19 protein-coding genes are annotated in these 23,793 nt (G+C 66.9%); 10 read left to right on the top strand and 9 right to left on the bottom strand.

Annotated features, from left to right (window positions below):
• The first annotated feature begins 11 nt into the window (after nucleotides 1-11).
• From ABFA30_RS11050 to ABFA30_RS11025, 6 genes are all read left to right on the top strand, one after another.
• Entirely contained in the window at nucleotides 12-1,076 is a 1,065-nt protein-coding gene (locus ABFA30_RS11050) for an ABC transporter substrate-binding protein (RefSeq protein WP_225788261.1), read from the top strand.
• A 161-nt stretch (nucleotides 1,077-1,237) separates the two neighbouring features.
• A complete protein-coding gene (locus tag ABFA30_RS11045) occupies nucleotides 1,238-2,044 on the top strand; it encodes an alkaline phosphatase family protein (RefSeq protein ID WP_225788262.1) in 807 nt (268 codons plus the stop codon).
• A complete protein-coding gene (locus tag ABFA30_RS11040) occupies nucleotides 2,041-2,880 on the top strand; it encodes an ABC transporter permease (RefSeq protein WP_225788263.1) in 840 nt (279 codons plus the stop codon). Before ABFA30_RS11045 ends, ABFA30_RS11040 begins: the two co-directional genes overlap by 4 nt.
• Complete coding sequence (locus ABFA30_RS11035) at nucleotides 2,870-3,667, top strand: ABC transporter permease (RefSeq protein WP_253091409.1); 798 nt, start codon at nucleotides 2,870-2,872, stop codon at nucleotides 3,665-3,667. The genes ABFA30_RS11040 and ABFA30_RS11035 overlap by 11 nt, the downstream gene beginning before the upstream one ends.
• The gene (locus ABFA30_RS11030) at nucleotides 3,664-4,653 is read left to right on the top strand and encodes an ABC transporter ATP-binding protein (protein ID WP_225788265.1); all 990 of its coding nucleotides are present in this window, start codon (nucleotides 3,664-3,666) and stop codon (nucleotides 4,651-4,653) included. Before ABFA30_RS11035 ends, ABFA30_RS11030 begins: the two co-directional genes overlap by 4 nt.
• Nucleotides 4,654-4,665: 12 nt before the next feature.
• Nucleotides 4,666-5,319: an HAD family hydrolase gene (locus ABFA30_RS11025; RefSeq protein ID WP_225788266.1), complete on the top strand. Its 654-nt coding sequence runs from the start codon at nucleotides 4,666-4,668 to the stop codon at nucleotides 5,317-5,319.
• Between the two features lie 55 nt (nucleotides 5,320-5,374).
• On the opposite strand, the gene ABFA30_RS11020 is transcribed toward ABFA30_RS11025, so the two are convergent.
• Nucleotides 5,375-6,337 carry an NAD(P)H-quinone oxidoreductase gene (locus tag ABFA30_RS11020; RefSeq protein WP_410045423.1) on the bottom strand — a complete coding sequence of 321 codons (963 nt, stop codon included), beginning with the start codon at nucleotides 6,335-6,337 and terminating at the stop codon, nucleotides 5,375-5,377.
• A gap of 142 nt (nucleotides 6,338-6,479) precedes the next feature.
• Between ABFA30_RS11020 and ABFA30_RS11015 the strand changes: the two genes are divergently transcribed.
• The gene (locus ABFA30_RS11015) at nucleotides 6,480-8,561 is read left to right on the top strand and encodes a carboxy terminal-processing peptidase (protein ID WP_225788268.1); all 2,082 of its coding nucleotides are present in this window, start codon (nucleotides 6,480-6,482) and stop codon (nucleotides 8,559-8,561) included.
• A 103-nt stretch (nucleotides 8,562-8,664) separates the two neighbouring features.
• On the opposite strand, the gene ABFA30_RS11010 is transcribed toward ABFA30_RS11015, so the two are convergent.
• The 8 genes from ABFA30_RS11010 to ABFA30_RS10975 all read right to left on the bottom strand — a co-directional run bounded on the left by ABFA30_RS11010 (nucleotide 8,665) and on the right by ABFA30_RS10975 (nucleotide 19,318).
• Entirely contained in the window at nucleotides 8,665-9,033 is a 369-nt protein-coding gene (locus tag ABFA30_RS11010; RefSeq protein WP_225788269.1) for a hypothetical protein, read from the bottom strand.
• Complete coding sequence (locus tag ABFA30_RS11005) at nucleotides 9,030-9,380, bottom strand: helix-turn-helix domain-containing protein (protein WP_225788270.1); 351 nt, start codon at nucleotides 9,378-9,380, stop codon at nucleotides 9,030-9,032. The genes ABFA30_RS11010 and ABFA30_RS11005 overlap by 4 nt, the downstream gene beginning before the upstream one ends.
• Before the next feature lie 100 nt (nucleotides 9,381-9,480).
• Complete coding sequence (locus ABFA30_RS11000) at nucleotides 9,481-9,921, bottom strand: YkvA family protein (RefSeq protein WP_253091406.1); 441 nt, start codon at nucleotides 9,919-9,921, stop codon at nucleotides 9,481-9,483.
• 291 nt (nucleotides 9,922-10,212) lie between these two features.
• Complete coding sequence (locus ABFA30_RS10995) at nucleotides 10,213-10,953, bottom strand: FKBP-type peptidyl-prolyl cis-trans isomerase (RefSeq protein ID WP_225788272.1); 741 nt, start codon at nucleotides 10,951-10,953, stop codon at nucleotides 10,213-10,215.
• 153 nt (nucleotides 10,954-11,106) lie between these two features.
• Nucleotides 11,107-12,039 (bottom strand): pca operon transcription factor PcaQ, encoded by a 933-nt coding sequence (gene pcaQ / locus ABFA30_RS10990; protein WP_253091405.1) that lies wholly within the window; start codon nucleotides 12,037-12,039, stop codon nucleotides 11,107-11,109.
• Nucleotides 12,040-12,091: 52 nt separating this feature from the next.
• Nucleotides 12,092-12,451 carry a nitrite reductase small subunit NirD gene (nirD, locus tag ABFA30_RS10985; protein WP_253081101.1) on the bottom strand — a complete coding sequence of 120 codons (360 nt, stop codon included), beginning with the start codon at nucleotides 12,449-12,451 and terminating at the stop codon, nucleotides 12,092-12,094.
• A complete protein-coding gene (gene nirB / locus ABFA30_RS10980; RefSeq protein WP_253091404.1) occupies nucleotides 12,451-15,003 on the bottom strand; it encodes a nitrite reductase large subunit NirB in 2,553 nt (850 codons plus the stop codon). Before nirB ends, nirD begins: the two co-directional genes overlap by 1 nt.
• A 271-nt stretch (nucleotides 15,004-15,274) precedes the next feature.
• A complete protein-coding gene (locus tag ABFA30_RS10975; protein WP_253091403.1) occupies nucleotides 15,275-19,318 on the bottom strand; it encodes a bifunctional nitrate reductase/sulfite reductase flavoprotein subunit alpha in 4,044 nt (1,347 codons plus the stop codon).
• Between the two features lie 324 nt (nucleotides 19,319-19,642).
• Here ABFA30_RS10975 and map point away from each other — a divergent pair, with 324 nt between their 5' ends.
• The 3 genes from map to ABFA30_RS10960 are packed head-to-tail and all read left to right on the top strand — an operon-like array spanning nucleotide 19,643 to nucleotide 23,783.
• Nucleotides 19,643-20,434: a type I methionyl aminopeptidase gene (gene map, locus ABFA30_RS10970; protein WP_225788277.1), complete on the top strand. Its 792-nt coding sequence runs from the start codon at nucleotides 19,643-19,645 to the stop codon at nucleotides 20,432-20,434.
• A 14-nt stretch (nucleotides 20,435-20,448) separates the two neighbouring features.
• Entirely contained in the window at nucleotides 20,449-21,141 is a 693-nt protein-coding gene (locus ABFA30_RS10965) for a DUF1266 domain-containing protein (RefSeq protein WP_225788278.1), read from the top strand.
• Nucleotides 21,138-23,783, top strand: coding sequence for a molecular chaperone DnaJ (locus ABFA30_RS10960; protein ID WP_410045422.1), 2,646 nt, complete (start codon nucleotides 21,138-21,140; stop codon nucleotides 23,781-23,783). Before ABFA30_RS10965 ends, ABFA30_RS10960 begins: the two co-directional genes overlap by 4 nt.
• The last annotated feature ends 10 nt before the right edge of the window (nucleotides 23,784-23,793 follow it).

Below are 23,793 nucleotides of genomic sequence, written 5' to 3'. Positions count from 1 at the left end.
AGGAGCTTCGGATGAAAAAGTTCTTCATGGCGTCACTGCTCGGCTCGGCCATCGCCCTGTGCACCTCGGCCATGGCCGCCGATACCGACCTCAAGGCCCTGGAAGAGGCCGCCCGCAAGGAAGGCGCGGTCAACAGCGTGGGCATGCCGGATGCCTGGGCCAACTGGAAAGACACCTGGGCAGACCTGGCCAGCAAGTACGGCCTCAAGCACAGCGACACCGACATGAGTTCGGCCCAGGAAATCGCCAAGTTCGAGGCCGAGAAGGACAACGCCAGCGCCGACATCGGTGACGTCGGCGCCGCCTTCGGCCCGATCGCCGTCGCCAAGGGCGTGACCCAGCCGTACAAGCCGAGCACCTGGGACCAGGTCCCAGCCTGGGCCAAGGACAAGGATGGCCATTGGGCCCTGGCCTATACCGGCACCATCGCCTTCATCATCAACAAAGACCTGGTCAAGGAAGACGAACGCCCGAAAACCTGGCACGACCTGGAAAAAGGCAAGTACAAGGTCGCCATCGGTGACGTCGGCACCGCCGCCCAGGCCGCCAATGGCGTGCTGGCCGCCGCCATCGCCTACAAGGGCGACGAAAGCAACATCGCCCCTGGCCTGCAGCTGTTCACCAAGCTGGCCCAGCAGAAGCGCCTGTCGCTGGCCAACCCGACCATCCAGACCCTGGAGAAGGGCGAGGTGGAGGTTGGCGTGGTGTGGGACTTCAACGGCCTGAGCTATCGTGAACAGATAGATCCCAAGCGCTTCGAGGTGCTGATCCCGTCCGACGGCTCGGTGATTTCCGGCTACACCACGCTCATCAACAAGTACGCCAAGCACCCCAACGCCGCCAAGCTGGCGCGCGAGTACATCTTCAGCGATGCCGGGCAGACCAACCTGGCCATCGGCCACGCCCGCCCGATCCGCGCCGAGCACCTGAAGCTGCCGGCCGAGGTACAGGCCAAGCTGCTGCCCAACGACCAGTACGCCGCCGCCCAGCCGATCAAGAACGCCGAGGCCTGGGAAGCGACCTCGAAGAAACTGCCGCAGATGTGGCAGGAGCAAGTGATCATCGAGATGGAATGAGGCGGCTGCAAGCTGCAAGCGGCAAGTAAAAGCGGGCCGTGCATAGACCCGCTTCTTCCTGCCGCTTGAAGACCGCAGCTTCAAGCCGTGCGAAAAAAGCGGCCCATCGCACGCCCTGCTTTTACTTGCCGCTTGTAGCTTGCCGCTGAACGGAGCCCCCCATGCAACACAACGTCATCCTGGTCCTGCTCGACGGCCTCAACCACCAGGTGGCCCACCATGCCATGGGCCACCTGCATGCCTACGTCGAGGCCGACCGCGCCGCCCTGTACCGCCTGGAGTGCGAACTGCCGGCACTGTCCCGGCCGTTGTACGAATGCATCCTCACCGGTGTCGCACCGATCGACAGCGGCATCGTGCACAACAACATCAACCGCCTGTCCACCCAACGCAGCGTGTTCCACTATGCCCGCGAAGCCGGGCTGGGTACCGCGGCGGCGGCTTACCACTGGATCAGCGAGCTGTACAACCGCTCGCCGTTCGACCCGCTGCGCGACCGCCACACCCACGCGCCGAAGCTGCCGATCCAGCACGGCCTGTTCTACTACGCCGACCACTACCCCGACTCGCACCTGCTGGCCGACGCCGAGTACCTGCGCCGCCGCCATGCCCCGAACTTCCTGCTGGTGCACCCGATGAACATCGACGACGCCGGCCATCGCCATGGGTTGGACAGCGCCCAGTACCGCAATGCCGCGCGCACGGCCGACATCCTCCTGGCCGACTACCTGCCACGCTGGCTGGAAGAGGGCTACCAGGTGCTGGTCACCGCCGACCACGGCATGAACAACGATCGCTCGCACAACGGCCTGCTGGCCGAGGAACGGGAGGTGCCGCTGTTCGTCTTCGGCGACGCATTCAGCCTTGACCCGGCTGCCAAGCCCCTGCAGACCGAGCTGTGCGGCACCCTCTGCGAACTGCTCGGAGCCCCCCACGACAAATCGCTGTGCCGGGAGCTGCTCAAGTGAATGCCCGCCCTCGAGGCCGCTACCTCGCCCTGCTCTGCCTGTTGCCGTTCGCCGTGTTCTTCGTGATCTTCCAGATCGCCCCGCTGGGCTGGGTCGCCCTCCATAGCCTGCAAGGCGAAAGCGGCTGGGGGTTGGACAACTTCAGCCGGATCTTCGCCTCGAAGTTCTACCTGCAGGCGCTGCAACGCAGCCTGGAAATCAGCTTCTGGTCGAGCCTGTTCGGCATCGTGATCGCCACCCTGGGCGCCTACTCCCTGCGCCAGGTCGACTCGAAGCTGCGCGACTTCGTCAGCGCCTTCGCCAACATGACCAGCAACTTCTCCGGGGTGCCGCTGGCCTTCGCCTTCATCATCCTGCTGGGCTTCAACGGTGCCCTGACCCTGCTGCTCAAGCAGGTCGGCCTGCTGGAGGACTTCAGCATCTACTCCAAGAGCGGGCTGATCCTGGTCTACACCTACTTCCAGATCCCGCTGGGCGTGCTGCTGCTCTACCCGGCCTTCGACGCCCTGCGCGAAGACTGGCGCGAATCCGCCGCGCTGCTCGGTGCCAGCCACTGGCAGTACTGGCGACACATCGGCCTGCCGGTGCTGACCCCGGCGCTGCTGGGCACCTTCGTCATCCTCCTGGCCAATGCCCTGGGCGCCTACGCCACGGTCTACGCCCTGACCACCGGCAATTTCAACGTGCTGCCGATCCGCATCGCCGCCCTGGTGGCCGGCGACATCACCCTCGACCCGAACCTGGCCAGCGCCCTGGCCATGGTGCTGGTGGGGCTGATGACCCTGGTCACGGTGGTCCACCAATGGCTGCTGAGAAGGAGCTACCATGCGCGCTGAACCCCGCGGCAGCCTCTACCACCGGATAGTGGTGTACCTGCTGTTTCTCATCCTGCTGCTGCCGCTGGCCGGCACCCTGCTCTACTCCCTGGCCACCAGTTGGTCGGCGAGCCTGCTGCCCAGCGGCCTGACCTTCAAGTGGTACCTGGCGCTGTGGAGCGAACCGCGCTTCCTCGCCGCCTTCGGCCAGTCACTGCTGGTGTGCGTCGCGGCCCTGGTGCTGTCGGTGCTGTTGATCCTGCCGCTGCTGTTCGTGGTGCACTACCACTTCCCGCGCCTGGATGCACTGATGAACATCCTCATCCTGCTGCCCTTCGCGGTACCGCCGGTGGTGTCCTCGGTGGGCCTGCTGCAGTTGTATGGCAGCGGCCCGATGGCCATGGTCGGCACGCCGTGGATCCTCATCGGCTGCTACTTCACCATCGCCCTGCCGTTCATGTACCGGGCCATCACCAACAACCTCCAGGCGATCAACCTGCGCGACCTGATGGACGCCGCCCAGTTGCTCGGCGCCAGCACCTGGCAGGCGGCATTGCTGGTGGTGCTGCCGAACCTGCGCAAGGGCCTGATGGTGGCGCTGCTGCTGTCGTTCTCGTTCCTGTTCGGCGAATTCGTCTTCGCCAACCTGCTGGTGGGTACCCGCTACGAGACCTTGCAGGTGTACCTGAACAACATGCGCAACAGCAGCGGCCACTTCAACAGCGCGCTGGTAATATCCTACTTCGCCTTCGTGCTGGCGCTGACCTGGGTCGCCAACCGCCTGAACAAGGACAAATCGCAACGATGAGCTTCGTCAGCATCCGCAAACTGCACAAGCGCTATGCCGGCAACCCGGTGTTCCACGACATCGACTGCCAGATCGAGCGCGGCGAATTCGTCACCCTGCTCGGCCCCTCCGGCTGCGGCAAGTCCACCCTGCTGCGCTGCATTGCCGGGCTCACCCCGGTGGACAGCGGCCAGATCCTCCTCGATGGCCACGACCTGGTGCCACTCAGCCCGCAGAAGCGTGGAGTCGGCATGGTGTTCCAGAGCTATGCGCTGTTCCCCAACATGACCGTGGAACAGAACGTCGCCTTCGGCCTGCGCATGCAGAAGATCAAGGCCGGCGAAAGCCAGGCGCGGGTACGCGAGGCCCTGGAGCTGGTGGAGCTGGGCAGTTTCGCCGAACGCTACCCGCATCAGTTGTCGGGCGGCCAGTGCCAGCGCGTGGCCCTGGCCCGCTCGCTGGTGACCCGGCCGCGCCTGCTGCTGCTCGACGAGCCGTTGTCGGCCCTGGATGCGCGCATCCGCAAGCACCTGCGCGAACAGATCCGCGCCATCCAGCGCGAGCTGGGGTTGACCACCATCTTCGTTACCCACGACCAGGAAGAAGCGCTGACGATGTCCGACCGCATCTTCCTGATGAACCAAGGGCGCATCGTCCAGAGCGGCGATGCCGAGACGCTCTACACCGCACCTGTGGACCTGTTCGCCGCAGGCTTCATCGGCAACTACAACCTGCTCGACCCCGACAGCGCCAGCCGCCTGCTGCAACGCCCGGTGGCCAGCCGCCTGGCGATCCGCCCGGAGGCCATCAGCCTGGGCGCGGGCGGCGAGCTGCAAGGCTACGTACGCAGCCACAGCCTGCTGGGCAACGTGATCCGCTACCGGGTCGAGGTTCGTGGCGTGGAACTGGTGGTGGACGTGCTCAATCGCTCGTCCGCCGACCTGCATGCCGACGGGCAGCAGGTAGGCTTGTCGATCGACCCCACGGCGCTACGAGAAGTGGCCTAGGAGACTAACGCAATGGCATTGGCAATTTTCGATCTGGACGAAACTCTCATCCACGGCGACTGCGCATCGCTGTGGAGCGAGCAGATGGCCCGCCTGGGCTGGGTCGATGGCAAGGAATTCCTGCGCCGCGACCATGAGCTGATGGAGGCCTACGGCAAGGGCCACCTGCAGATGGAGGACTACATGGCGTTCAGCCTGGAGCCGATCGCCGGGCGCACCCTGGAAGAGGTGGAGCACCTGGTCGAGCCCTGGGTCGAGGACGTGATCGAGCCGATCATCTATGGCGATGCCTGCCGCTGCATCGCCGAGCACCGCCGCTTGGGTGACCGCATCCTGATCATCTCCGCCTCCGGCACCCACCTGGTCGGCCCTATCGCCGCGCGGCTCGGGGTCGAGGAGTACCTGGCCATCGAACTGGAGGCGGTCAATGGCGTATACACCGGCAAGACCCACGGCGTGCTGACCTACCGCGAGGGCAAGATCACCCGCTTGCTGGAGTGGCTGGACCAGGAGCAGGAGAACCTGGAAGGAGCGAGTTTCTATTCCGACTCGCGCAATGACCTGCCGTTGCTGCTGAGGGTGGACCACCCCCACGTGGTGAACCCGGACCCAGTGCTGCGCGAGCATGCCCAGATCAATGGCTGGCCGATCCTGAGCTGGAGCTGAGGCTCCATTCGCGGCGGGCCGGAGCGCTGGACCGCCGCGAATGGAACGGCGCTGGCTAGACGAGGGTCTCGTCGATCACCAGCACCAGCTTGCCCGATACCTGGTTGCTGGCCAGTTCGGCAAATGCCGCCTCGGCGAGGGCCGCCGGGTAGCTGTCCACCAACTGCGGCTTGAGCCGCCCTTCGGCGAACAGCGGCCACACCTGCTGGCCGAGGTCGCGCAGCAACTCCGCCTTGAACGCATCGTCGCGGTTACGCAGGGTCGAACCGGTCATCTGCAAGCGCTTGCCCAGCACCAGCGCCAGGTCCAGCTCGACCTTGCGCCCGCCCATCAGGCCAATGATCACCCAACGCCCGTCACGCGCCAGCAGCTTGAGGTTGAGCGGCCCGTAGCTGGCGCCCACCGGGTCGAGGATCACGTCGAACGGGGCAAGGCCCTCCAGGTCGTCGAGGTTCTCGTTGCGCACCACGCCACCGCTCGCCCCCAGGCCCTGGCAGTAGGCCAGGCGGTCCCGGGAGCCGACGCTGACCCACACCGGATTGCCGAACGCCTTGCACAGCTGGATCGCCGCCGAGCCAACGCCGCTGGCTCCGGCATGCACCAGCACCTTCTCGCCGGCCTTCAGCCCGCCGAGCTGGAAGATATTCAGCCAGGCCGTGGCATAGACCTCGGGAATCCCCGCCGCCTCGTGCAGGCTCAGGCCTTCGGGCACTGGCAACACATGGCGGGCATCCACCACCACTTCCTCGGCCATGCCACCCCCGGCCAGCAGCGCACAGACCCGATCGCCCACACGCCAGTCGGCACCGGCGCCGACCTCTTCGATCACCCCGGCACACTCCAGGCCCAGGTAAGGGCTGGCACCCGGCGGCGGCGGGTACAGGCCCGCGCGCTGGAGCAGGTCGGCGCGGTTGAGTCCCGCGGCCGCCACCCGAATGCGTACCTGGCCCGCATCACAGATCGGGCGCTCGACCTCGCCCCACACCACATGTCCGTCAACGCCTTGCAATGCCTTCACAGTGCCTCCATAGTTGAGTCATGACTGAGCCTGGGATCGCCATGTCCCAGGCTTTTTGCAGTATGCGTCCGGCTCCTGTGGAACCGGCGAACGGAAAAGACGGCCTACTATGCGTGATCAATTGCCTTTACGTCGAATCAGCATGAAGCATTTCCTGCCCAGCACGGCCCTGGCCCTCATGATCGGCCTCGGCAGCCTGACGCTCGGTGGCAATGCGGCGGCCGCCAACAAATGGGACAGCCTGCAGCCCGACCGTGACGAGATCGTCGCCAGCCTCAACGTGGTCGAACTGCTCAAGCGCCACCACTACAGCAAGCCCCCCCTGGACGACGCCCGTTCGATCATCATCTACGACAGCTACATCAAGCTGCTCGACCCGTCGCGCAGTTATTTCACCGCGGCCGACATCGCCCAGTTCGACAAATGGAAGACCCAGTTCGACGACTTCCTCAAAAGTGGCAACCTCGACCCCGGCTTCACCATCTACAAACGCTACCTGGACCGGGTGAAGTCGCGCCTGGAGTTCGCCCTGGCCGAACTGGGCAAGGGCGTCGACAAGATGGACTTCAGCGTCCGTGAAACCTTGCTGGTCGACCGCAAGGACGCCCCCTGGATGAAGAACGAGGCCGAGCTCGACGACCTGTGGCGCAAGCGCGTGAAGGACGAGGTGCTGCGCCAGAAGCTGGCCGGCAAGGAACCCAAGCAGATCCAGGAAACCCTGACCAAGCGCTACAAGAACCAGCTGTCGCGCCTGGACCAGACCCGCGCCGAGGACATCTTCCAGGCCTACATCAATACTTTCGCCCAGTCCTACGACCCGCACACCAACTACCTGTCGCCAGACAACGCCGAGAACTTCGACATCAACATGAGCCTGTCGCTCGAAGGCATCGGTGCGGTGCTGCAAAGCGACAACGACCAGGTCAAGATCGTTCGCCTGGTGCCGGCCGGCCCCGCGGCCAAGACCAAGCAGGTGGCCCCGGCCGACAAGATCATCGGCGTGGCCCAGGGCGACAAGGAGATGGTCGATGTGGTCGGCTGGCGCCTGGACGAAGTGGTCAAGCTGATCCGTGGCCCGAAAGGCTCGGTGGTGCGCCTGGAGATCATCCCGGCCAGCAATGCGCCCAACGACCAGACCACCAAGGTGGTGTCGATCACCCGCGAGGCGGTCAAGCTCGAGGAGCAGGCGGCGAAGAAGTCGGTGCTCAAGCTCAAGCAGGACGGTCGTGACTACAAGCTGGGGATCATCGAGATCCCGGCCTTCTACCTGGACTTCAAGGCCTACCGTGCCGGTGATCCGGAGTACAAGAGCACCACCCGCGACGTGAAGAAGCTGCTCACCGAGCTGAACAAGGAAAAGGTCGACGGCGTGGTCATCGACCTGCGCAACAACGGCGGCGGCTCCCTGCAGGAGGCCACCGAGCTGACCAGCCTGTTCATCGACAAGGGCCCCACCGTGCTGGTGCGCAACAGCGATGGCCGCGTCGACGTGCTCGAGGACGAGAACACCGGCGCCTTCTACAAAGGCCCGCTGGCGCTGCTGGTCAACCGCCTCTCGGCCTCGGCCTCGGAGATCTTCGCCGGCGCCATGCAGGACTACCACCGCGCCCTGATCATCGGTGGCCAGACCTTCGGCAAGGGCACCGTGCAGACCATCCAGCCGCTCAACCATGGCGAACTCAAGCTGACCCTGGCCAAGTTCTACCGTGTCTCCGGGCAGAGCACCCAGCACCAGGGCGTGCTGCCGGACATCGACTACCCGTCGATCATCGACACCAAGGAAATCGGCGAGAGCGCCCTGCCCGAGGCCATGCCGTGGGACACCATCCGCCCGGTGGTACGCCCGGCGGTGGACCCGTTCAAGCCGTTCCTGGCCGAGCTCAAGGCACGGCATGATGCGCGCAGCGCCAAGGATCCGGAGTTCGCCTACATCCGCGACCGCCTGGCCCTGACCCAGAAGCTGATGAACGAGAAGACCGTCAGCCTCAACGAACAGGAGCGCCGCGCCCGCCACGATGCGATCGAAGCCAAGCAGCTGGCGCTGGAGAACACCCGGCGCAAGGCCAAGGGCGAGGAGCCGCTCAAGGAGCTGAAGAAGGAAGACGAGGATGCCCTGCTGGCCGAGGAGGAAAACACCAAGCCGGAGGACGACGCCTACCTGTCCGAGACGGGCCGCATCCTGCTCGACTACCTGAGCCTGAACGCCCAGGTGGCCAAGCACTGAATGCGGGTCGACAGCGCGAGGGCGGAATGATCCGGCCTCGCGGTATCGGCAAACAAGAAGGGCCGGACGTGCGAACGTCCGGCCCTTTTTCTGGGTGCCCGCATCACGCCTCTTCGGGATAGCTGTACTCGAATACCCGAACCACTTCCGAGGCGTGCCAGGAGGCCGCCTCCATGCCGTCGACCGGTCCGGAGAAGCGCCCCAGACGCTCGACGCATTCGAAGAACCCCGTACGCGGCAACCGGCTGGCGCCCTGGCTGATCACCAGCGAACTGCGCAGCGGCTGGTCGGCCCGGGCGTCGAGCACCGCCAGGTACTCCAGGGCAGCGGTCAGGGTCTGCATGGCCGGGCTGGGCAACTGCAGGCGCTCTAGCAGCGCGCGGTAGGTGAGCAGGTGGCGTTGACGGCGGGCCAGATCAAGCTCGCTCAGCAGGCTCTCCCAATGCTGGCGGCTGATCCTGACCTGGCTCATGACGGCTCGCTCCAGCCGGCAACGCCCAGGTGCCACGCCAGGCTGCGCAGGATCGCGGCATCTGGCTGGCGCTCGCCGGCCTCGATCATGGCCAGGTAGGCTGGGCTGATACCGACATTGCGCGCCAGTTGTTCCGGCGCCAGCCCCTTGGCCTGACGCAAGTGCGCCAGCTCGGCCAGGGAGGGCCGGCTGGTGCCTTGGCTGCTGCCGTCGACCGCCGCTGCCGCCTCGCTCTCCCCAGCATCGGCAGGCGCCTGTCCTGCGGCCTTGAGCAGTGCCTGGTACTGCTCCCAGGGAACGACGGCGTACTCGGGCTGACCGTCCCGGCTGATGACCTGAATACCCATTACCACCCCCTTACGTAGGATTACAGCATGTAATCCGTAGGCATAATCCTTATGCCAATTATATTACCAAGCTCGGGAGTCTGTGCAGTTCAAGCCAATTTCAGGGCGCACGCCGCTCCAGACGCAGGGCTTCGGGGGTATCCGGCAGGCGCTCGACCACCCGCAGCCGGTCGGGCGCCTGGCTGTCGCGCCAGGCCTTGAAGCGCGCCAGCTCGTGGGCCACGGTCTTCAGTACCCAGCCCAGCACGGCGATGTCGTCGAGCAGGCCGACGCCCAGCAGCCAGTCGGGAATGGCATCGAGGGGGCTGACGAAATACAGCAGCCCCGCCACCACGGTCAACAGGGCCTTGGGGCTGATGGCACGGTACTCGCCGCGCCACCAGGCCAAGCACAACGCCTGCAACAGGCGCACATCCTCGCGTAACTGGCCAAGCCGCGGGCCCTTGCGCGCCACGGCGAACAGCAAGGCTGGCAGCCGGCCACGGCTGAGCAGGCGCTCGGCCAGGGGCAGGAAGCGGGCGAAATTCCAGGGTGCGCTCATGGGGCCTCCAGATCGGCAGGAAGGTTATCCACATTTATTGTGGATAACCTTGTGAACAGGGTGCAGTTTCCGCCGCGAGGTGCCCATCGGGCAAGGGCCTCGCTCAGATCGGCCGTTTTTTACACAGTCGTTTCAGATCCGCAAACGATTTGCGTCAGAAACGTCCGAAGCACTCGCGTGAAAAGTCTACGCTGTTGTTCGGACAGTACAGGCCCCGTGAGGTTCGCGGGCGAGTCGGGCGCAGAAACGACGACGCCCCGTCAAAACGGGGCGTCGTGGCTGGAGCCAGGCTCAGTTGGCCGGTTCTTCGGCCTGCGGTGCCTCGCCTTCCGGATTGCTCGGATCCTTGATGCCGAGCAACTCCAGGTCGAACACCAGCACCGAGTTGGCCGGGATCAGCGGGCTCGGGCTCTGCGCGCCGTAGGCCAGGTCGGCCGGGATGTACAGCTTGTACTTCTCGCCGACGTGCATCAGTTGCAGGCCTTCGACCCAACCCGGGATGACGCCACTGACCGGCAGGTCGATCGGGCTGCCACGCTCGACGGAGCTGTCGAACACCTTGCCGTCGATCAGCTTGCCTTCGTAGTGGACGGTGACCACGTCGGTAGGCTTGGGCTGCGGGCCGTCGGCCTTCTTCACCACTTCGTACTGCAGGCCCGAGGCGGTGGTGACCACGCCTGGCTTCTTGCCGTTTTCCTCGAGGAACTTCTTGCCAGCGGCAGCGGCTTCCTCGCTGGCCTTGGCCAGGCGCTCCTCGGCGCGCTTCTGCAGGGCGGTGAAGGCTTCGACCAACTCTTCGTCCTTGATGCGCTGCTCCTTCTTGCCGACCGCGTCCTCGATGCCAAGGGCCACCGCTTTCGAATCAAGGTCTTCCATGCCTTCCTGAGCCAGGCTCTTGCCCATGTTCAGGCCGATACCGTAGGAGGCTTTCTGTGCCGGAGTCTTCAGCTCGACGCTGCTGGTCTGTGCGTCGCAGCCCGCCAGGACCAGGCCAACCAAGGCAACCGCAGCCGCCAAACGATGCTGTTTCATGCTATTTCCTTGTTCATGCGCCATGAGGGCAATCAGGGTAAAGCCGCGAGCTTATCAGGCTGCCACGACCAATGGCTACCGGCATAGGAACGGCCTGCGGGCGAGAAGTTCAGCGGATGAAGGCTTGTTCATCCGGCGGTGCCAGCGACGTGTTCAGGGATAGTGCCCGTCCCTGTACTGCGCCGCGACCTCCCGCAGCACTTCGCACACCCACTGCGCCGGCAGGCTCTGCGCCAAGGCGGCGTTACGACAGATCCCCACCGAACCGCCAGGCTCGCGCACGCCTAGGTCGAGTTCGGCCAGCTCGCCGCGCCCGAGATCGATCAGGACGGCGTCACGGGGCGCCACCCAGACCGCATCGCTACCCAGCAGGTAGCGCCGGCTCAAGGCCAGGGACAAGGTTTCCAGGCGTTGCGCCGGCAGTTGTATCCCGCACTGCACGAACAGGCTGTCGGCATGCTGGCGAATGGTGGTGCCCGTCGGCGGCAAGACCAGCGGGTAGTCACCGACCCGGGCGCGCTCCACGGGCTGGCGCGCCAGCAAGGGGTGCCCTGGCCGTACCACCAAGGTCATCGATTCGCTGTACAGGTGCTCGAACGACAGCCCCTGGATCTGCGGGCTGTCGGTCATGCGCCCGACCACCAGTTCCAGCTCGCCCAGGCGCAACTGCCCGAGCAACTGGGCGCTGGCACCGGTCACCACGCCGACCACCAGGGCCTCGTGCCGCTGGTGCAGGCGACACAGCACCTCGGGCATCAGCAGGCTCTCGACCGTCGACAACACGCCGATGCGCACCTGCGACAGCACCCGGGCCTCGCCGCGCAGGGTGCTCACACCATCGCGCAGGGCTTGCACGCTGGGCCCGGCATAGCGCATGAAGCGCACCCCCGCCGGGGTCAGCTCGACCCCTTGGCGGGAACGCTCGAACAGCCGCGTCTCGAGCAGGTCCTCGAGCTCCTTGAGGGTCTTGGAAATCGCCGGTTGGCTGATCGCCAGCATGTCGGCCGCCCTGGCCAGGCTGCCCTGCCGGGCAATCTCCAGGAAACACAGCAGGTGGCGGTACTTGATACGGGTATCGAGGTTCATGCCCGGCAGCTTGCAGCGTCGCACCGTACGCTGCAAGAGCAGGCTGAATCGTTCAGACCGCCAACTCCACCGCCTCGCCCTTCAAACGCACCGGCCACACGCGCAGCGCCTGGGCCGGGTCCTCCAGGCAGCGCCCGCTTTCCAGGCTGAAATGCTGCTTGTACAAGGGCGCGGCGACCACCAGTTCGCCCTGCAGGCTGCCCACCAGCCCACGGCCGATGACATTGGCCCCCGAACGCGGGTCACGGTTGTCGATGGCGTACAGCGGCTGCGCCTGCCCCGGCAGGTAGAACAGCGCCACCTGGGCGCCCTCGTGCCAGACCACCACGCCGGAATCGGCGACCAGGTCCTGGACATGGCAGACCGCCTGCCAGTTGGGTTGTTGGACGACAGCGGCATTGGACAGGTTCATCAGACAGCCTCCTCGATGGTGGGGATCAGGTGCAGGGGGGCAACGGGCCGGCGCTGCTCGCGCTCGCGGACGAAATGCACGTCCGGGTCGGCGCGCCGGTCGTTGACGAAGGTACGGAAACGCTTGAGTTTCTCGGGGTCTTTCAGGGCGTTGGCCCACTCGCATTCGTACTGGTCGACCACATGCTGCATCTGCGCCTCCAGTTCGGCGGCCAGACCCAGGCTGTCGTCGAGGATCACCGCCTTGAGGTAATCCAGGCCGCCCTCCAGGCTCTCGCGCCAGACCGAGGTACGCTGCAGCTTGTCGGCGGTGCGGATGTAGAACATCAGCACCCGGTCGATCAGGCGCACCAGGGTTTCGTCATCGAGGTCGGTGGCGAACAGTTCGGCATGCCGTGGACGCATGCCGCCGTTGCCGCACACGTACAGGTTCCAGCCCTTGTCGGTGGCGATCACACCGATGTCCTTGCTCTGCGCCTCAGCGCATTCGCGGGTGCAGCCGGACACGGCGAACTTGAGCTTGTGCGGCGAGCGCAGGCCCTTGTAGCGCTCTTCCAGGCGCAGGGCCATGCCGACGCTGTCCTGCACGCCATAGCGGCACCAGGTGCTGCCGACGCAGGACTTGACCGTGCGGGTCGACTTGCCATAGGCGTGCCCGGTCTCGAAACCGGCCTCGATCAGCTCGCCCCAGATCAGCGGCAGCTCGTGCAACTGGGCGCCGAACAGGTCGATGCGCTGGCCGCCGGTGATCTTGGTGTAGAGGTCGTATTTCTTCGCCACCTGGCCGATCGCGATCAGCTTGTCGGGGGTGATCTCGCCGCCAGGAATACGCGGCACCACCGAGTAGGTACCGTTCTTCTGCATGTTGGCCATGAAGGTGTCGTTGGTGTCCTGCAATGGCACCAGGGCCGGGTCCATGATCGGCTGGTTCCAGCACGAGGCGAGGATCGAACCCACCGCCGGCTTGCAGATGTCGCAGCCGACATGGCCCTCGCCATGGCGCGCGAGCAGTTCGTCGAAGGTTCGGATGCCCTCGACCCGCACCAGTGCATAGAGCTCCTGGCGGGTATGGGCGAAGTGCTCGCACAGGCGCTTGTCGACGGCGATGCCACGGGCTCCCAGCTCGTGCTCGAAGACCTGCTTGAGCAGCGCCGCACAGCCGCCGCAGCCAGTGGCGGCCTTGGTGCAGCCCTTGACCGCCGCCAGGTCGGTGCAGCCACTGTCGATGGCCGCGCAGACCGCTCCCTTGCTGACGTTGTGGCAGGAGCAGAGCGTCGCGCTGTCGGGTAGCGCATCGGCGCCCAGCGCCGGTGCGCCACCCCCTTGCGGCAGGATCAGGGCCGCTGGGTCAACCGGCAGGGCGATGCCGTTCTGCACGTACTGCAGCAGGGTGTCGTAGTAGCTGTTGTCGCCCACCAGCACCGCACCGAGCACGCGCTTGCCGCTGGCGTCCACCACCAGGCGCCGGTAGGCGGCATTGGCCTCGTCGATGAAGCGGTAGCTGCGCGCGCCCGGCGTGGCGCCATGGGCGTCGCCGATGGAGCCGACGTCGACACCCAGCAGCTTGAGCTTGGTCGACATATCGGCCCCGGCGAAGGCCTCGGCAGGTTCGCCGAGCAAGCGCGCGGCGAGGTTGCGGGCCATGGCGTAGCCCGGCGCCACCAGGCCGAACACGCTGCCGTTCCACGAGGCGCATTCGCCGATGGCGAAGATCCGCGGGTCGCTGGTGCGGCATTCGCCGTCGATCACCACACCGCCGCGCGGGGCGATCTCCAGGCCACAGGCGCGGCCCAGGGCATCCTGGGGCCGGATGCCGGCGGAGAACACGATCAGGTCGGTCTCCAGGGACTCGCCACCGTCGAAGTTCATGCGGTAGCGATAGCCTTCCCCGGCGGTGATCGACTGGGTGGCCCGGGCCAGGTGCACGCCAACGCCCAGCGCCTCGATGCGTGCACGCAGCGCGGCACCGCCCTCGCCGTCCAGTTGCACCGGCATCAGCCGTGGGGCGAACTCCACCACATGGGCTTCCAGGCCCAGGGACTTGAGCGCGTTGGCGGCCTCCAGGCCGAGCAAGCCGCCGCCCACCACCACGCCGCGACGGGCCTCGCCGGCGGCGGCGCGGATGGCATCGAGGTCGTCCAGGGTCCGGTAGACCAGGCGCGCGGCACCGCTGGAGCCCTCGATCGAGGGCACGAAGGGATAGGAGCCAGTCGCCAGGACCAGCACGTCGTAACCGTAGCGCCCCTCGGCGGTGACCAGCTCGCGGCGCTCGCGGTCGATCTCCAGGACCGCCTCGCCCAGGTGCAGGTGCACGCCATGGCGGTCGTGGTACCCCGCCTCGCACAGGGCCAGGGCCTGGGCGTCGCTGCCATTGAAGTATGCCGACAGGTGTACCCGGTCGTAGGCGTGCTGGCGCTCCTCGCCGAACACCCGCAGTTCGAAGTGCGCCAAGGCACCGCGCTCGACCAGTTGCGCCATGCAGTGATGGCCGACCATGCCGTTGCCAACGATGACCAATCGTTGCCGTTGTCCGCCGTTCTCTGTTGCCTTCATCGCCGATCCTCGCTCACGGTTCGCGGGGCTACCCGCGCTCAAGACGAAAAAAAACGCCTGGAGCCGAAGCTCCAGGCGCCTTTGCCTGTACTCATCAGTGTGAGGCCCCTGCGGGTCGCCGTTGACCGGCGGGGCGTGTTGTAACCTTCTCAAAGCAGGGAGCGTGCCAAGCGCTCAACCCAGGACTTGCAGCGCCCCTGTGGAGGAGCAACCGAATGCTCGTTGACGATATCGAACCATTGCGGTGCGCCTCTCCCCATCCCGGTGCATTTCAGTACACGTCGCGCCGGTAGCGCTTGTCCCTGCTCAGCGCCTCGACATAGGCATCCGCCGCCTCCGCGCTCATGCCGCCCTGCTCGGCCACCACCTGGCGCAACACGGCATCGACATCCTTGGCCATGCGCTGGGCATCGCCACAGATGTAGAAATACGCCCCCTCCTCCAGCCAGCGCCACAGCTGCGCGCCCTGCTCGAGCATGCGCTGCTGGACGTAGATCCTGGCCTGCTGGTCGCGGGAGAAGGCGGTGTCCAGGCGCAGGTGGCCGCTGGCCTGCCAGGCCAGCAACTGGTCGCGGTAGTAGAAATCGCTCGCCTCGTGCTGCTCGCCGAAGAACAGCCAGTTGCGCCCGCTCGCTCCACGCGCCTGGCGCTCTTCGAGAAAGGCGCGGAACGGCGCGATGCCGGTGCCGGGGCCGACCATGATCACCGGGGCACTGTCATCGTCCGGCAGGCGGAAGTGCTTCGACACCTGGGGAAAGATCGCCACCTCCAGCCCTTCGGCACGGTCGGCGAGGAAGGTCGAGCACACGCCCTTGCGCGTGCCATAGCGCACCGTGGAAACGGTGAGGTGGACCTGCCCAGGATGAGCCGCAGGGCTGGAACTGATCGAGTACAGGCGCGGCTGCAACGGCTTGAGCAGGGCCAACCAGTCGGCCAGCGGCAAGTCCTGGGGAAACGCACGCAACACGTCGGCCAGTTGCCGCCCCCACAGCCAGTCGCCCAGCGCGGCTTCCTGCCCTGGCTGCAGCAGGCGCTGCAGGTCGTCGGCGCAACGGCTGAAGACCTCCAGTTGCGGGCGGGTGACCCGGGCGATCTCCAGGTGCCGCTCCAGGGCGGTCGCCAGTGGCATGGCCGGATGGCCCTTGAGCTCGACCGGTGTCTGGCCGTCGAGCTTCATCAGCGCCAGCAGCTCCTCGACCAGCGCCGGGCAGTTGCGCGGCCACACCCCGAGAGCGTCCCCAGCCTGGTAGGTGAAATCGCTGCCGCTGAGGTCGAACACCAACTGGCGAGTTTCCTTGCTGGCGCCCGGGCCATTGAGCAGGCGGTTCTCCAGCAGCCTGGCTGGCCAGGGCTGCTGCTTGCTGTAGAGGGACACCGGGGCCGACACGGGGGGCGCCGGCGGAGCTGCCGGGCTGCCCAGCTCCGGCAGCAGGGCGTCGAGCCAGGCGCTGAAGGCCTCGTCGAACTCCGGCTCGCAGTCGACCCGCGACAGCAGGCGCCGAGCGCCGAGTTCGGCAAGGCGCTGGTCGAGCCGGCGGCCGAAGCCGCAGAACTGCGCGTAGCTGGAGTCGCCCAGGGCCAGCACGGCATAGGGCAGCTCGGCACAGTGGCTGCCCTCCTCGCCCTGCAAGGCCTGCCAGAACGCCGCGCCGCTGTCGGGGGCCTCGCCGTCGCCGAAGGTGCTAGCGATCAGCACCACGCTGGCGGCCCCTTGCAACTGACGAGGGCTGACCGCCTCCATGCAACTGAGCTCGACCGCCAGGCCGGCATCGCGCAGGCGCTGAGCGCAGCGTTCGGCCAGGGCTTCGCCGTTGCCGGTCTGCGACGCCCACAGCACCCGGTGGCACGGTGCCTTTGGCAATGCCGCCGGCAGCTCCGCCGACTGCGTCGCCGGCTGCGCGAACAGGCCGGCCAGCAGGCCATCGACGAACAAGCGCTGGGCCGGTGACAGCGGCGCGGCGTCCGGCAGGCTCGGCACCGCCTGCCTGGCCTGGCCCTGCTCCAGGCCAAGCAGGAAGCCCTGCAGGTAATGACGCTCCTCGTCGGCCAGGACGGGCGTGGGCAGGGTGTCCAGGCCAAGCAGGCGGGACAGGGTGGCGGTCGGCATGCTGGCAGGCTCCGCGGTGATGGCTGGGGTCAGTTCAAGGGCCTCGATGCGTTCTCCCGCGAGCCGCTCCAGGGCCACGGCGCAGTGTTTGAAGGCCGGTTGCAGCGAGACAGGGTCCACCGCGTCGCAGGTCACGGCGTTGATCGCCAGTTGCTCGCCATACAGGTCGTTCCAGTGAAAGGGCGCAAAGCAATTGCCCGGCATCACCCGCTCGCTGATCCGCGCCGGCAGCACGGCCTGGCCGCGACGCGAGCGGATCGCCACCTGGTCCTTGTCGGCGATGCCCAGGCGCTTGGCGTCCTCGGGGTTGAGCTCGACGAAGGGCCCAGGCTCGAGCTTGTTCAGGTTCGGTACCTTGCCGGTCTTGGTCAGGGTGTGCCACTGGTGCTGCACGCGCCCGGTATTGAGCACCAGCGGAAAGTCCGTGTCGGGCAGTTCGGCCGGTGGCAGCCAGGGGCGGGCGAAGAAGTGCGCCTTGCCGCTGGCGGTGGGGAACGCCAGCGCCGGCAGCTCGCCCTGCTCGTCGCGCAACAGCTGCTGGCTGACGCCGTCGTTGCGATAACGCAGCGGGCTGCGGTCGTCCTCGCGCCCCGGTGCACAGGGCCACTGGCGTGGCTTTTGGCGCAGCTCGGGATAGCCGATGCCGCGCAGGTCGTAGCCGGTGGCGGGGTTCCAGAAACGGCGGATCTCGTCGTACACCGCCTCGGCGTCGGGGTAGTCGAAGGCCTCGGCGTAACCCATGGCACAGGCGATACGGGCGATGATCTGCCAGTCAGGCAGGCTCTGGCCGGGAGGCTCGACGGCCTGGGGCATGAGGGTCAGGTTGCGCTCGCTGTTGATCATCACCCCCTCCCCTTCTGCCCACAGGGCGGCAGGCAGGAGGATGTCGGCGTAACGGTTGGTCTCGGTGTCGAGGAAGGCATCCTGGCTGATCACCAGCTCCGCCTGGCGCAGGCCATCGATCACCTGCTGGCGGTTGGCGACACTGGCCACCGGGTTGCTGCAGATGATCCAGCAGGCCTTCACCGCACCGGCTTTCATGTGTTCGAACAGCGCCACGGTACCCTCGCCGCCCTCGTTGCGCAGGCTACCCGGGGCCAGGCCCCATCGCTGCTCGACGAACGCGCGGTCGGCCTCGACCAGCGCCGAACGCTGCCCCGGCAGGCCTGGCCCCATATAGCCCATTTCCCGCCCGCCCATGGCATTGGGCTGGCCGGTCAGCGAGAACGGGCCGCTGCCAGGACGGCAGAGGGCGCCGGTGGCCAGGTGCAGGTTACACAGCGCATTGGTGTGCCAGGTGCCGTGGATGCTCTGGTTCAGGCCCATGGTCCAACAGCTCATCCAGTCGCCCGCGGTGCCGATCCACTCGGCGGCCTGGCGGATGTCGGCCTCGGCCAGGCCAGTGATGGCGGCGACCCGCGCCGGGGTGTAGTCCTCGAGAAAGGCCGGCATCGCCTCCCAGCCCTCGGTGTGGCGGGCGATGAAGCCGGTGTCGGTCTTGCCGTCCTGGTGTAGCAGGTACAACAGGCCATTGAGCAGGGCCAGGTCGGTGCCCGGACGCAGTTGCAGGAACAGGTCAGCCTTGTCGGCGGTGGCGCTGCGCCGGGGGTCGACGACGATCAGCCTGGCACCGGCCTTGACGCGATCGAGCAGACGCAGGAAGAGGATCGGGTGGCAGTCGGCCATGTTCGCACCGATCACCAGGAACACCTCGGCATGCTCGAAGTCCTGGTAGCTGCCGGGCGGGCCGTCGGCGCCCAAGGAGAGCTTGTAGCCACTGCCCGCGCTGGCCATGCACAGGCGCGAGTTGGACTCGATGTGGCGGGTGCGGATGAAGCCCTTGGCCAGTTTGTTGGCCAGGTACTGCGCCTCCAGCGACATCTGCCCGGAAACGTACAGAGCCACGGCGTCCGGGCCATGCTCGTCGATGACCCGCCGCAGGCGCCCGGCGGCCTGATCGATGGCGCGGTCGATGGCGTCGCGTGCCGGCTCCTGGTGGCGCTGCTGGCGCACGTAGGCATGCTCCATGCGCCCGGCAGCGCTCAGCGGCAGGTGCGCCGTCAGGCCCTTGGTGCACAGGCGGCCGAAGTTGCTCGGGTGCTGTTTGTCGCCGCTGATCTTGCTGACCTTGCCGTCGACCACAGACATGACGATGCCGCACCCTACCCCGCAATACGGGCAAACGCTGCGCACCTCGCTGCTGCTCATCGATCTGTCTCCTGCCCGAATGAACGAAAAAAGCGCCGGCCGCCCCGGCCTGCTGGAGCAGGAGGGGCAACACGGCGCCTTTGTCGTGAAGAGGATGTGGGCCATCGGCGTTGATGGCCTGGATGGACGAGCTGCAGCAAAAGGCGGGCCAGTGGGAGGGCGAGGCTGTGAAGCGTGCTTTGGGGCCGTTTCGCGCCCCAGCACTCGCCTATGGAAACCCCGATACCGCACCATCCTGGTGACCCGCGCACCAAGCGGTGGCACCTGCGATCCTCATGGGGATATCCTGAACACCCCTATCGATCGAGATCCGCCCCTGCCCCCATGTCCCAGGTGATCCTCAAGACCCCCGCCCAACTCGACCTGATGCGCCGCGCCGGGCAACTGCTGGCTCAGGTTTTCGCCCACCTCGACGGCTTCATCCGTCCCGGGGTGACCACCCTGCAGATCAACGACCGCGCCGAGGCGTTCATCGTCGAAACGCTCAAGGCACGCCCGGCGAGCAAGGGCCAGTACGGTTTCCCCTACGCCCTCAACACCTCCGTGGACCACGTGGTCTGCCACGGCGTGCCGAATGCCGACGAGGTGCTAGGGGAAGGCTCGATCGTCAACGTCGACATCACCCTGGAACAGGGCGGCTACATCGCCGACTCGTCGAAGATGTACTGCCTCGGCCCGGTCAGCGACGAGGCCCGGCGCCTGGTGGACACCACCTACGCGGCGCTGTGGAAGGGCATCGAGCAGGTCCGTCCGGGCGCCACCCTCGGCGATATCGGCCATGCCATCCAGGCCCATGCCGAAGCCGCCGGCTACAGCGTCGTGCGCGAATACTGCGGGCATGGCATCGGCCGGCAGATGCACGAGGCACCCGAGGTGCTGCACGTGGGCCAACGGGGCATGGGCATGAAACTCAAGCCTGGCATGGTCTTCACCATCGAACCGATGATCAACCAGGGCGGGCGCGGCACACGCACCCTGCGCGATGGCTGGACGGTGATCACCCGCGACCGCGCCCTGTCGGCGCAGTGGGAGCATACCGTGGCGGTCACGGGCCAAGGCTTCGAGGTGCTCACCCTGCGTGAAGAGGAACGGGCCTTGCGCCAGGACGTCGTCTGATCAGGAGCCCGCTCATGGATGAACACGCACAGCGCTGGCTGCATGCCCTCTCGGCGCCCATGGCCGCCCTCAACGGCGCCAGCTATACCGCCGCCGAGTACTTCGAAGGCGAAGACCAGACCGACCTGGAACGCGGCTGGGGCATCAGCGACCGCAGCCAACTGCTGGACACCCTGCACATGGCCGACAACGGCCACGCCACGGAGCTGAGCGAAGCCTACTGGCAATTCCAGCGCTGCCTGCCCAGCCAATGGCGCAGCTTGCTCGACGGCCTGCCGCTGCGCGAACGCATCAAGTTCGAATATGCCGCGCGCACCTTCCCCGATTGCGGCCCCGGCGGTACCCGTGCCTGGGACCTGGGGCGCATGGGTTTCTTGCTGCGCGCCGGGGTGAAGAAGGGCCTGGTCAGCCGCGACGAGAGCCTCTACCTGCACCATCGCCTGGCCCTGCGCGCGCGCCACTACTACAACCGCTGGGACAGTTACCTGGCCGGCTACCTGTTCGGCAAGGCCTTGTGGAATGTCTCGCAGAGCAGCGACGAAAGCCTCGCCGCCGACCTCGAGCGCCAAGGCAGCGAGCACTGGAACCGTTGCATCGTGCTCAACCTGCGGCTCGGCGCCAGCAGCCTGCTGCGCAGCCTGCCCTGGGACCTGCCGCTGCCCGAACCGCAACGCCCCGCCTCGCTGGAAGAGGGCTGCTGGTCATGAGTTGCTGGATTCACCTGGGCCTGGAGCCGACCCACGACCTGGACGCCATCCGCCAGGCCTACCGCCGCCAGTTGCCGGCGCACCACCCGGAATCCGACCCGGAGGGCTTCCAGGCCCTGCGCGCAGCCTATGAGCAAGCCCTGCGCCTGGCCCGCGAAGGCGCAGCGTCGAGCCTGGAGGAACGAGCGCCAGACCACGACGATACGCAACGCCATCCGGCGCTGGCGGCCTTTCACCGCTTGCTGGAGGAGCCCACCCAACGCTTCGATCCCCAGGCTTGGCAGCGCTACATCGCCGAACTCGACGAGTTGCCGCTGGAGACGCTGGAAGACCTCGGCCGGCAATTGCTGGCGCTACTGCCCAACTGCGGACCGCTCGGCCACCGCTGCGCCAACCTGCTGGCCCGGCGCCTGGGCTGGGCCGAGCAGGTGCTGCGCCTGCCCAACCCGCAAGAGGTGGAGGCCCTGCTGCAACGCCTGGAAGAGCCAGACCCGTTCGACACCGGCCTGATGCGCGACTGGCCTCCCACCGCGCAGTTGGAAACGCTGTGGTACTTCCGCAGCCTGGAGTACTGCTACCAGAACCGTCCACTGTTCGAGTACGAGCAGTTCGCCAGCCTGCATACCTGCCTGGCGATCCCTGACGATGAAGCCCTGGTGCAGCGCCTGCTGGTGCAGTTCAGCCAGGCCGGGATCGCCAGCCGCACCCTGCATGGGCTCCTGCTGGAACGGCAGCGCCTGGCCCCGGACGATCCCGACCTGCTCTACCTGCTGGCGCGCCAGGCCGATGCCCTCGGCGCGCAGGAACAGGCCCTGGACTGCTGGCTGCGGCTGTGGCGCGAGCAGGCGCACCCCGAGGCCGAACGCTGGCTGCTCGACCTGTGCACCCGGCTCCAGCCCCAGCGCCTGCCCCTGCTGATCCAGGCCTTCGACCGACAGGCCAGGCCCACTACCTGGCCCGACGACCTGGCCGATCCGGCGCAGGCCTGGGGCAGCCCGGCGCAAAGCCCGCAGACCCTGGCGCGCTGGTCACAAGCCGCACGCCTGGAACTGGACGGCATCGCCGGCCGCTTCGTCGAGTGGCGCCTGGATGGCGACGACGAACTGCCACTGCTCGCCTGGCTGCTGGAGGACCAGCAGGACCACGCGCTGCACCGCCTGTACCGGCATGCCTGGGCCTTGCAGCGGGGAGAGGCCGGCCTGCTGCGGCAGGTCCTCGCCGAGCCTGTCGGCGAAGATGCCCTCGACGCCTTGATCTTGGAAGGCTTCCAGCGCCAGGCCGAACAACAGTTGCACTGGCTCGAGCACTCGCCGGTGGTGCAGGCCCTGGTGCGCGCCTGCGCCAGCGACGACCCGGCGCCCATGCTGCCCGAGGCGCTCGACGAGGTCGACATTCACCCGGTGTGCCGCGAATGGCTGCGGCGCATGCGCCCCTACTCGGCCATCGCCCTGCAGCGGCGCAACGACCACTTCCAGATGCAACGCATGTTCACCGCCCCCTTCGCCATGGATGTGCAGGCGTTGCTGACCGAGCAGGCGCTGCTGCCGGCGCCGCCCGACGACGACGAGGCCTTGTGGGGCTGGCACCGGCAGAACCTGTTCATGCTCGCCCTGGTGCTCGACCCTGCCCGCTGGCTGGCGCTGGTTTCGCCGACACTGCTCACACAACTGGCGTTTCCCGCCGGGCACCCCTGCGCCGCCTTGCACGACCTGCTCCTGCACCTGCAGCGCCAGGACGAAACCGACCACCTGCTCGGTTGGCTGGACGGCCATGATCCACTGCAGCGCATCGTCAGCGCACGCCTGCTCGACCTGCACCAGGCGCTGGCCAGCGACAGGCTGCCGAGCAACCTGCAACTGCATGCCTGCCTGGAACACTGCACACCGCTGCTTGACGGGCATCGGCTCCACCAGATGCTGTTGTACGCCGTGCTCTACCACGACCCCAGCCTGGACAGGGCGCAACGCCAGCGCATGCTGGAACGGCTCGAAGGCCTGGATGCGGGCAGCGAGTTGGCGCTGCGCTTTCGCGACAGCCTGGTCAAGGGCACGCCCGTCTTGTCTGCGCGGGATGCCAGGGCGCTTGGCCTGGGCTTGGAATACGACCTGTTGCGCAGCGCCCTGAACAGCCTGCGCAGCCTGGCAGGCCAAGGCCTGGATGGCATTCCACGCCACCGTACCCTGCGGGCATTGCAACGGGGCAAGGACGATCCGAACCTCGATCTCGGCCTGCGTTGTGCCCTCACCGCCCTGCTGTCGTGGAGCGAGCGCCTGTTGTTCGAGTTCGCGCAGACGCCCCCGACACCGGCCTGGGAGCTATGGAAACTGCGCAGCCGCCTGGATCGCAGCAACTTTGCCCTGCAATTGCTGCTGTGCCTGTTGGCGGCCCCCTTCTATACCACGCAGCCCGCGGTGCTGCCGGTGATCGCCCTGGTGCTGATCAGCGCCTGCCTGCGCCGCCTGCGCGACATGGGGCGTGGCGTACCGTCGCTGCTGGTGCTGATGGGGGTCAGCCGGTTGTTGCCGTTCGCCGTGCTGGTGCTGCTCGGTCTTGGAGGTGATCCGTTGCCTAACCGCTATGGCATCACCGCGAGTAGGCAGGATGTTCTGCAGTACGGGCTGCAAGCGGCGTTGCGGCGCTAGGTCAGCGTTC

It is taken from the genome of Pseudomonas sp. HLMP, from assembly GCF_046365545.1.
In the GTDB taxonomy this organism is placed as follows: domain Bacteria; phylum Pseudomonadota; class Gammaproteobacteria; order Pseudomonadales; family Pseudomonadaceae; genus Aquipseudomonas; species Aquipseudomonas guariconensis_B.
This window is presented reverse-complemented; position numbering and strand designations above follow the sequence as displayed.

Bases quoted from the DNA above. Each gene is read 5' to 3' on its own strand.
- ABFA30_RS10960 (WP_410045422.1), top strand. From the start codon at position 21,138: ATGAGTTGCTGGATTCACCTGGGCCTGGAGCCGACCCACGACCTGGAC.
- ABFA30_RS11015 (WP_225788268.1), top strand. From the start codon at position 6,480: ATGAAGCATTTCCTGCCCAGCACGGCCCTGGCCCTCATGATCGGCCTC.
- ABFA30_RS10995 (WP_225788272.1), bottom strand. From the start codon at position 10,953: ATGAAACAGCATCGTTTGGCGGCTGCGGTTGCCTTGGTTGGCCTGGTC.
- ABFA30_RS11010 (WP_225788269.1), bottom strand. From the start codon at position 9,033: ATGAGCCAGGTCAGGATCAGCCGCCAGCATTGGGAGAGCCTGCTGAGC.
- nirD (WP_253081101.1), bottom strand. From the start codon at position 12,451: ATGAACCTGTCCAATGCCGCTGTCGTCCAACAACCCAACTGGCAGGCG.
- ABFA30_RS10965 (WP_225788278.1), top strand. From the start codon at position 20,449: ATGGATGAACACGCACAGCGCTGGCTGCATGCCCTCTCGGCGCCCATG.
- ABFA30_RS11050 (WP_225788261.1), top strand. From the start codon at position 12: ATGAAAAAGTTCTTCATGGCGTCACTGCTCGGCTCGGCCATCGCCCTG.
- nirB (WP_253091404.1), bottom strand. From the start codon at position 15,003: ATGAAGGCAACAGAGAACGGCGGACAACGGCAACGATTGGTCATCGTT.
- ABFA30_RS11035 (WP_253091409.1), top strand. From the start codon at position 2,870: ATGCGCGCTGAACCCCGCGGCAGCCTCTACCACCGGATAGTGGTGTAC.
- ABFA30_RS11005 (WP_225788270.1), bottom strand. From the start codon at position 9,380: ATGGGTATTCAGGTCATCAGCCGGGACGGTCAGCCCGAGTACGCCGTC.
- ABFA30_RS11025 (WP_225788266.1), top strand. From the start codon at position 4,666: ATGGCATTGGCAATTTTCGATCTGGACGAAACTCTCATCCACGGCGAC.
- ABFA30_RS11045 (WP_225788262.1), top strand. From the start codon at position 1,238: ATGCAACACAACGTCATCCTGGTCCTGCTCGACGGCCTCAACCACCAG.
- ABFA30_RS10975 (WP_253091403.1), bottom strand. From the start codon at position 19,318: ATGAGCAGCAGCGAGGTGCGCAGCGTTTGCCCGTATTGCGGGGTAGGG.
- ABFA30_RS11030 (WP_225788265.1), top strand. From the start codon at position 3,664: ATGAGCTTCGTCAGCATCCGCAAACTGCACAAGCGCTATGCCGGCAAC.
- ABFA30_RS11000 (WP_253091406.1), bottom strand. From the start codon at position 9,921: ATGAGCGCACCCTGGAATTTCGCCCGCTTCCTGCCCCTGGCCGAGCGC.
- map (WP_225788277.1), top strand. From the start codon at position 19,643: ATGTCCCAGGTGATCCTCAAGACCCCCGCCCAACTCGACCTGATGCGC.
- pcaQ (WP_253091405.1), bottom strand. From the start codon at position 12,039: ATGAACCTCGATACCCGTATCAAGTACCGCCACCTGCTGTGTTTCCTG.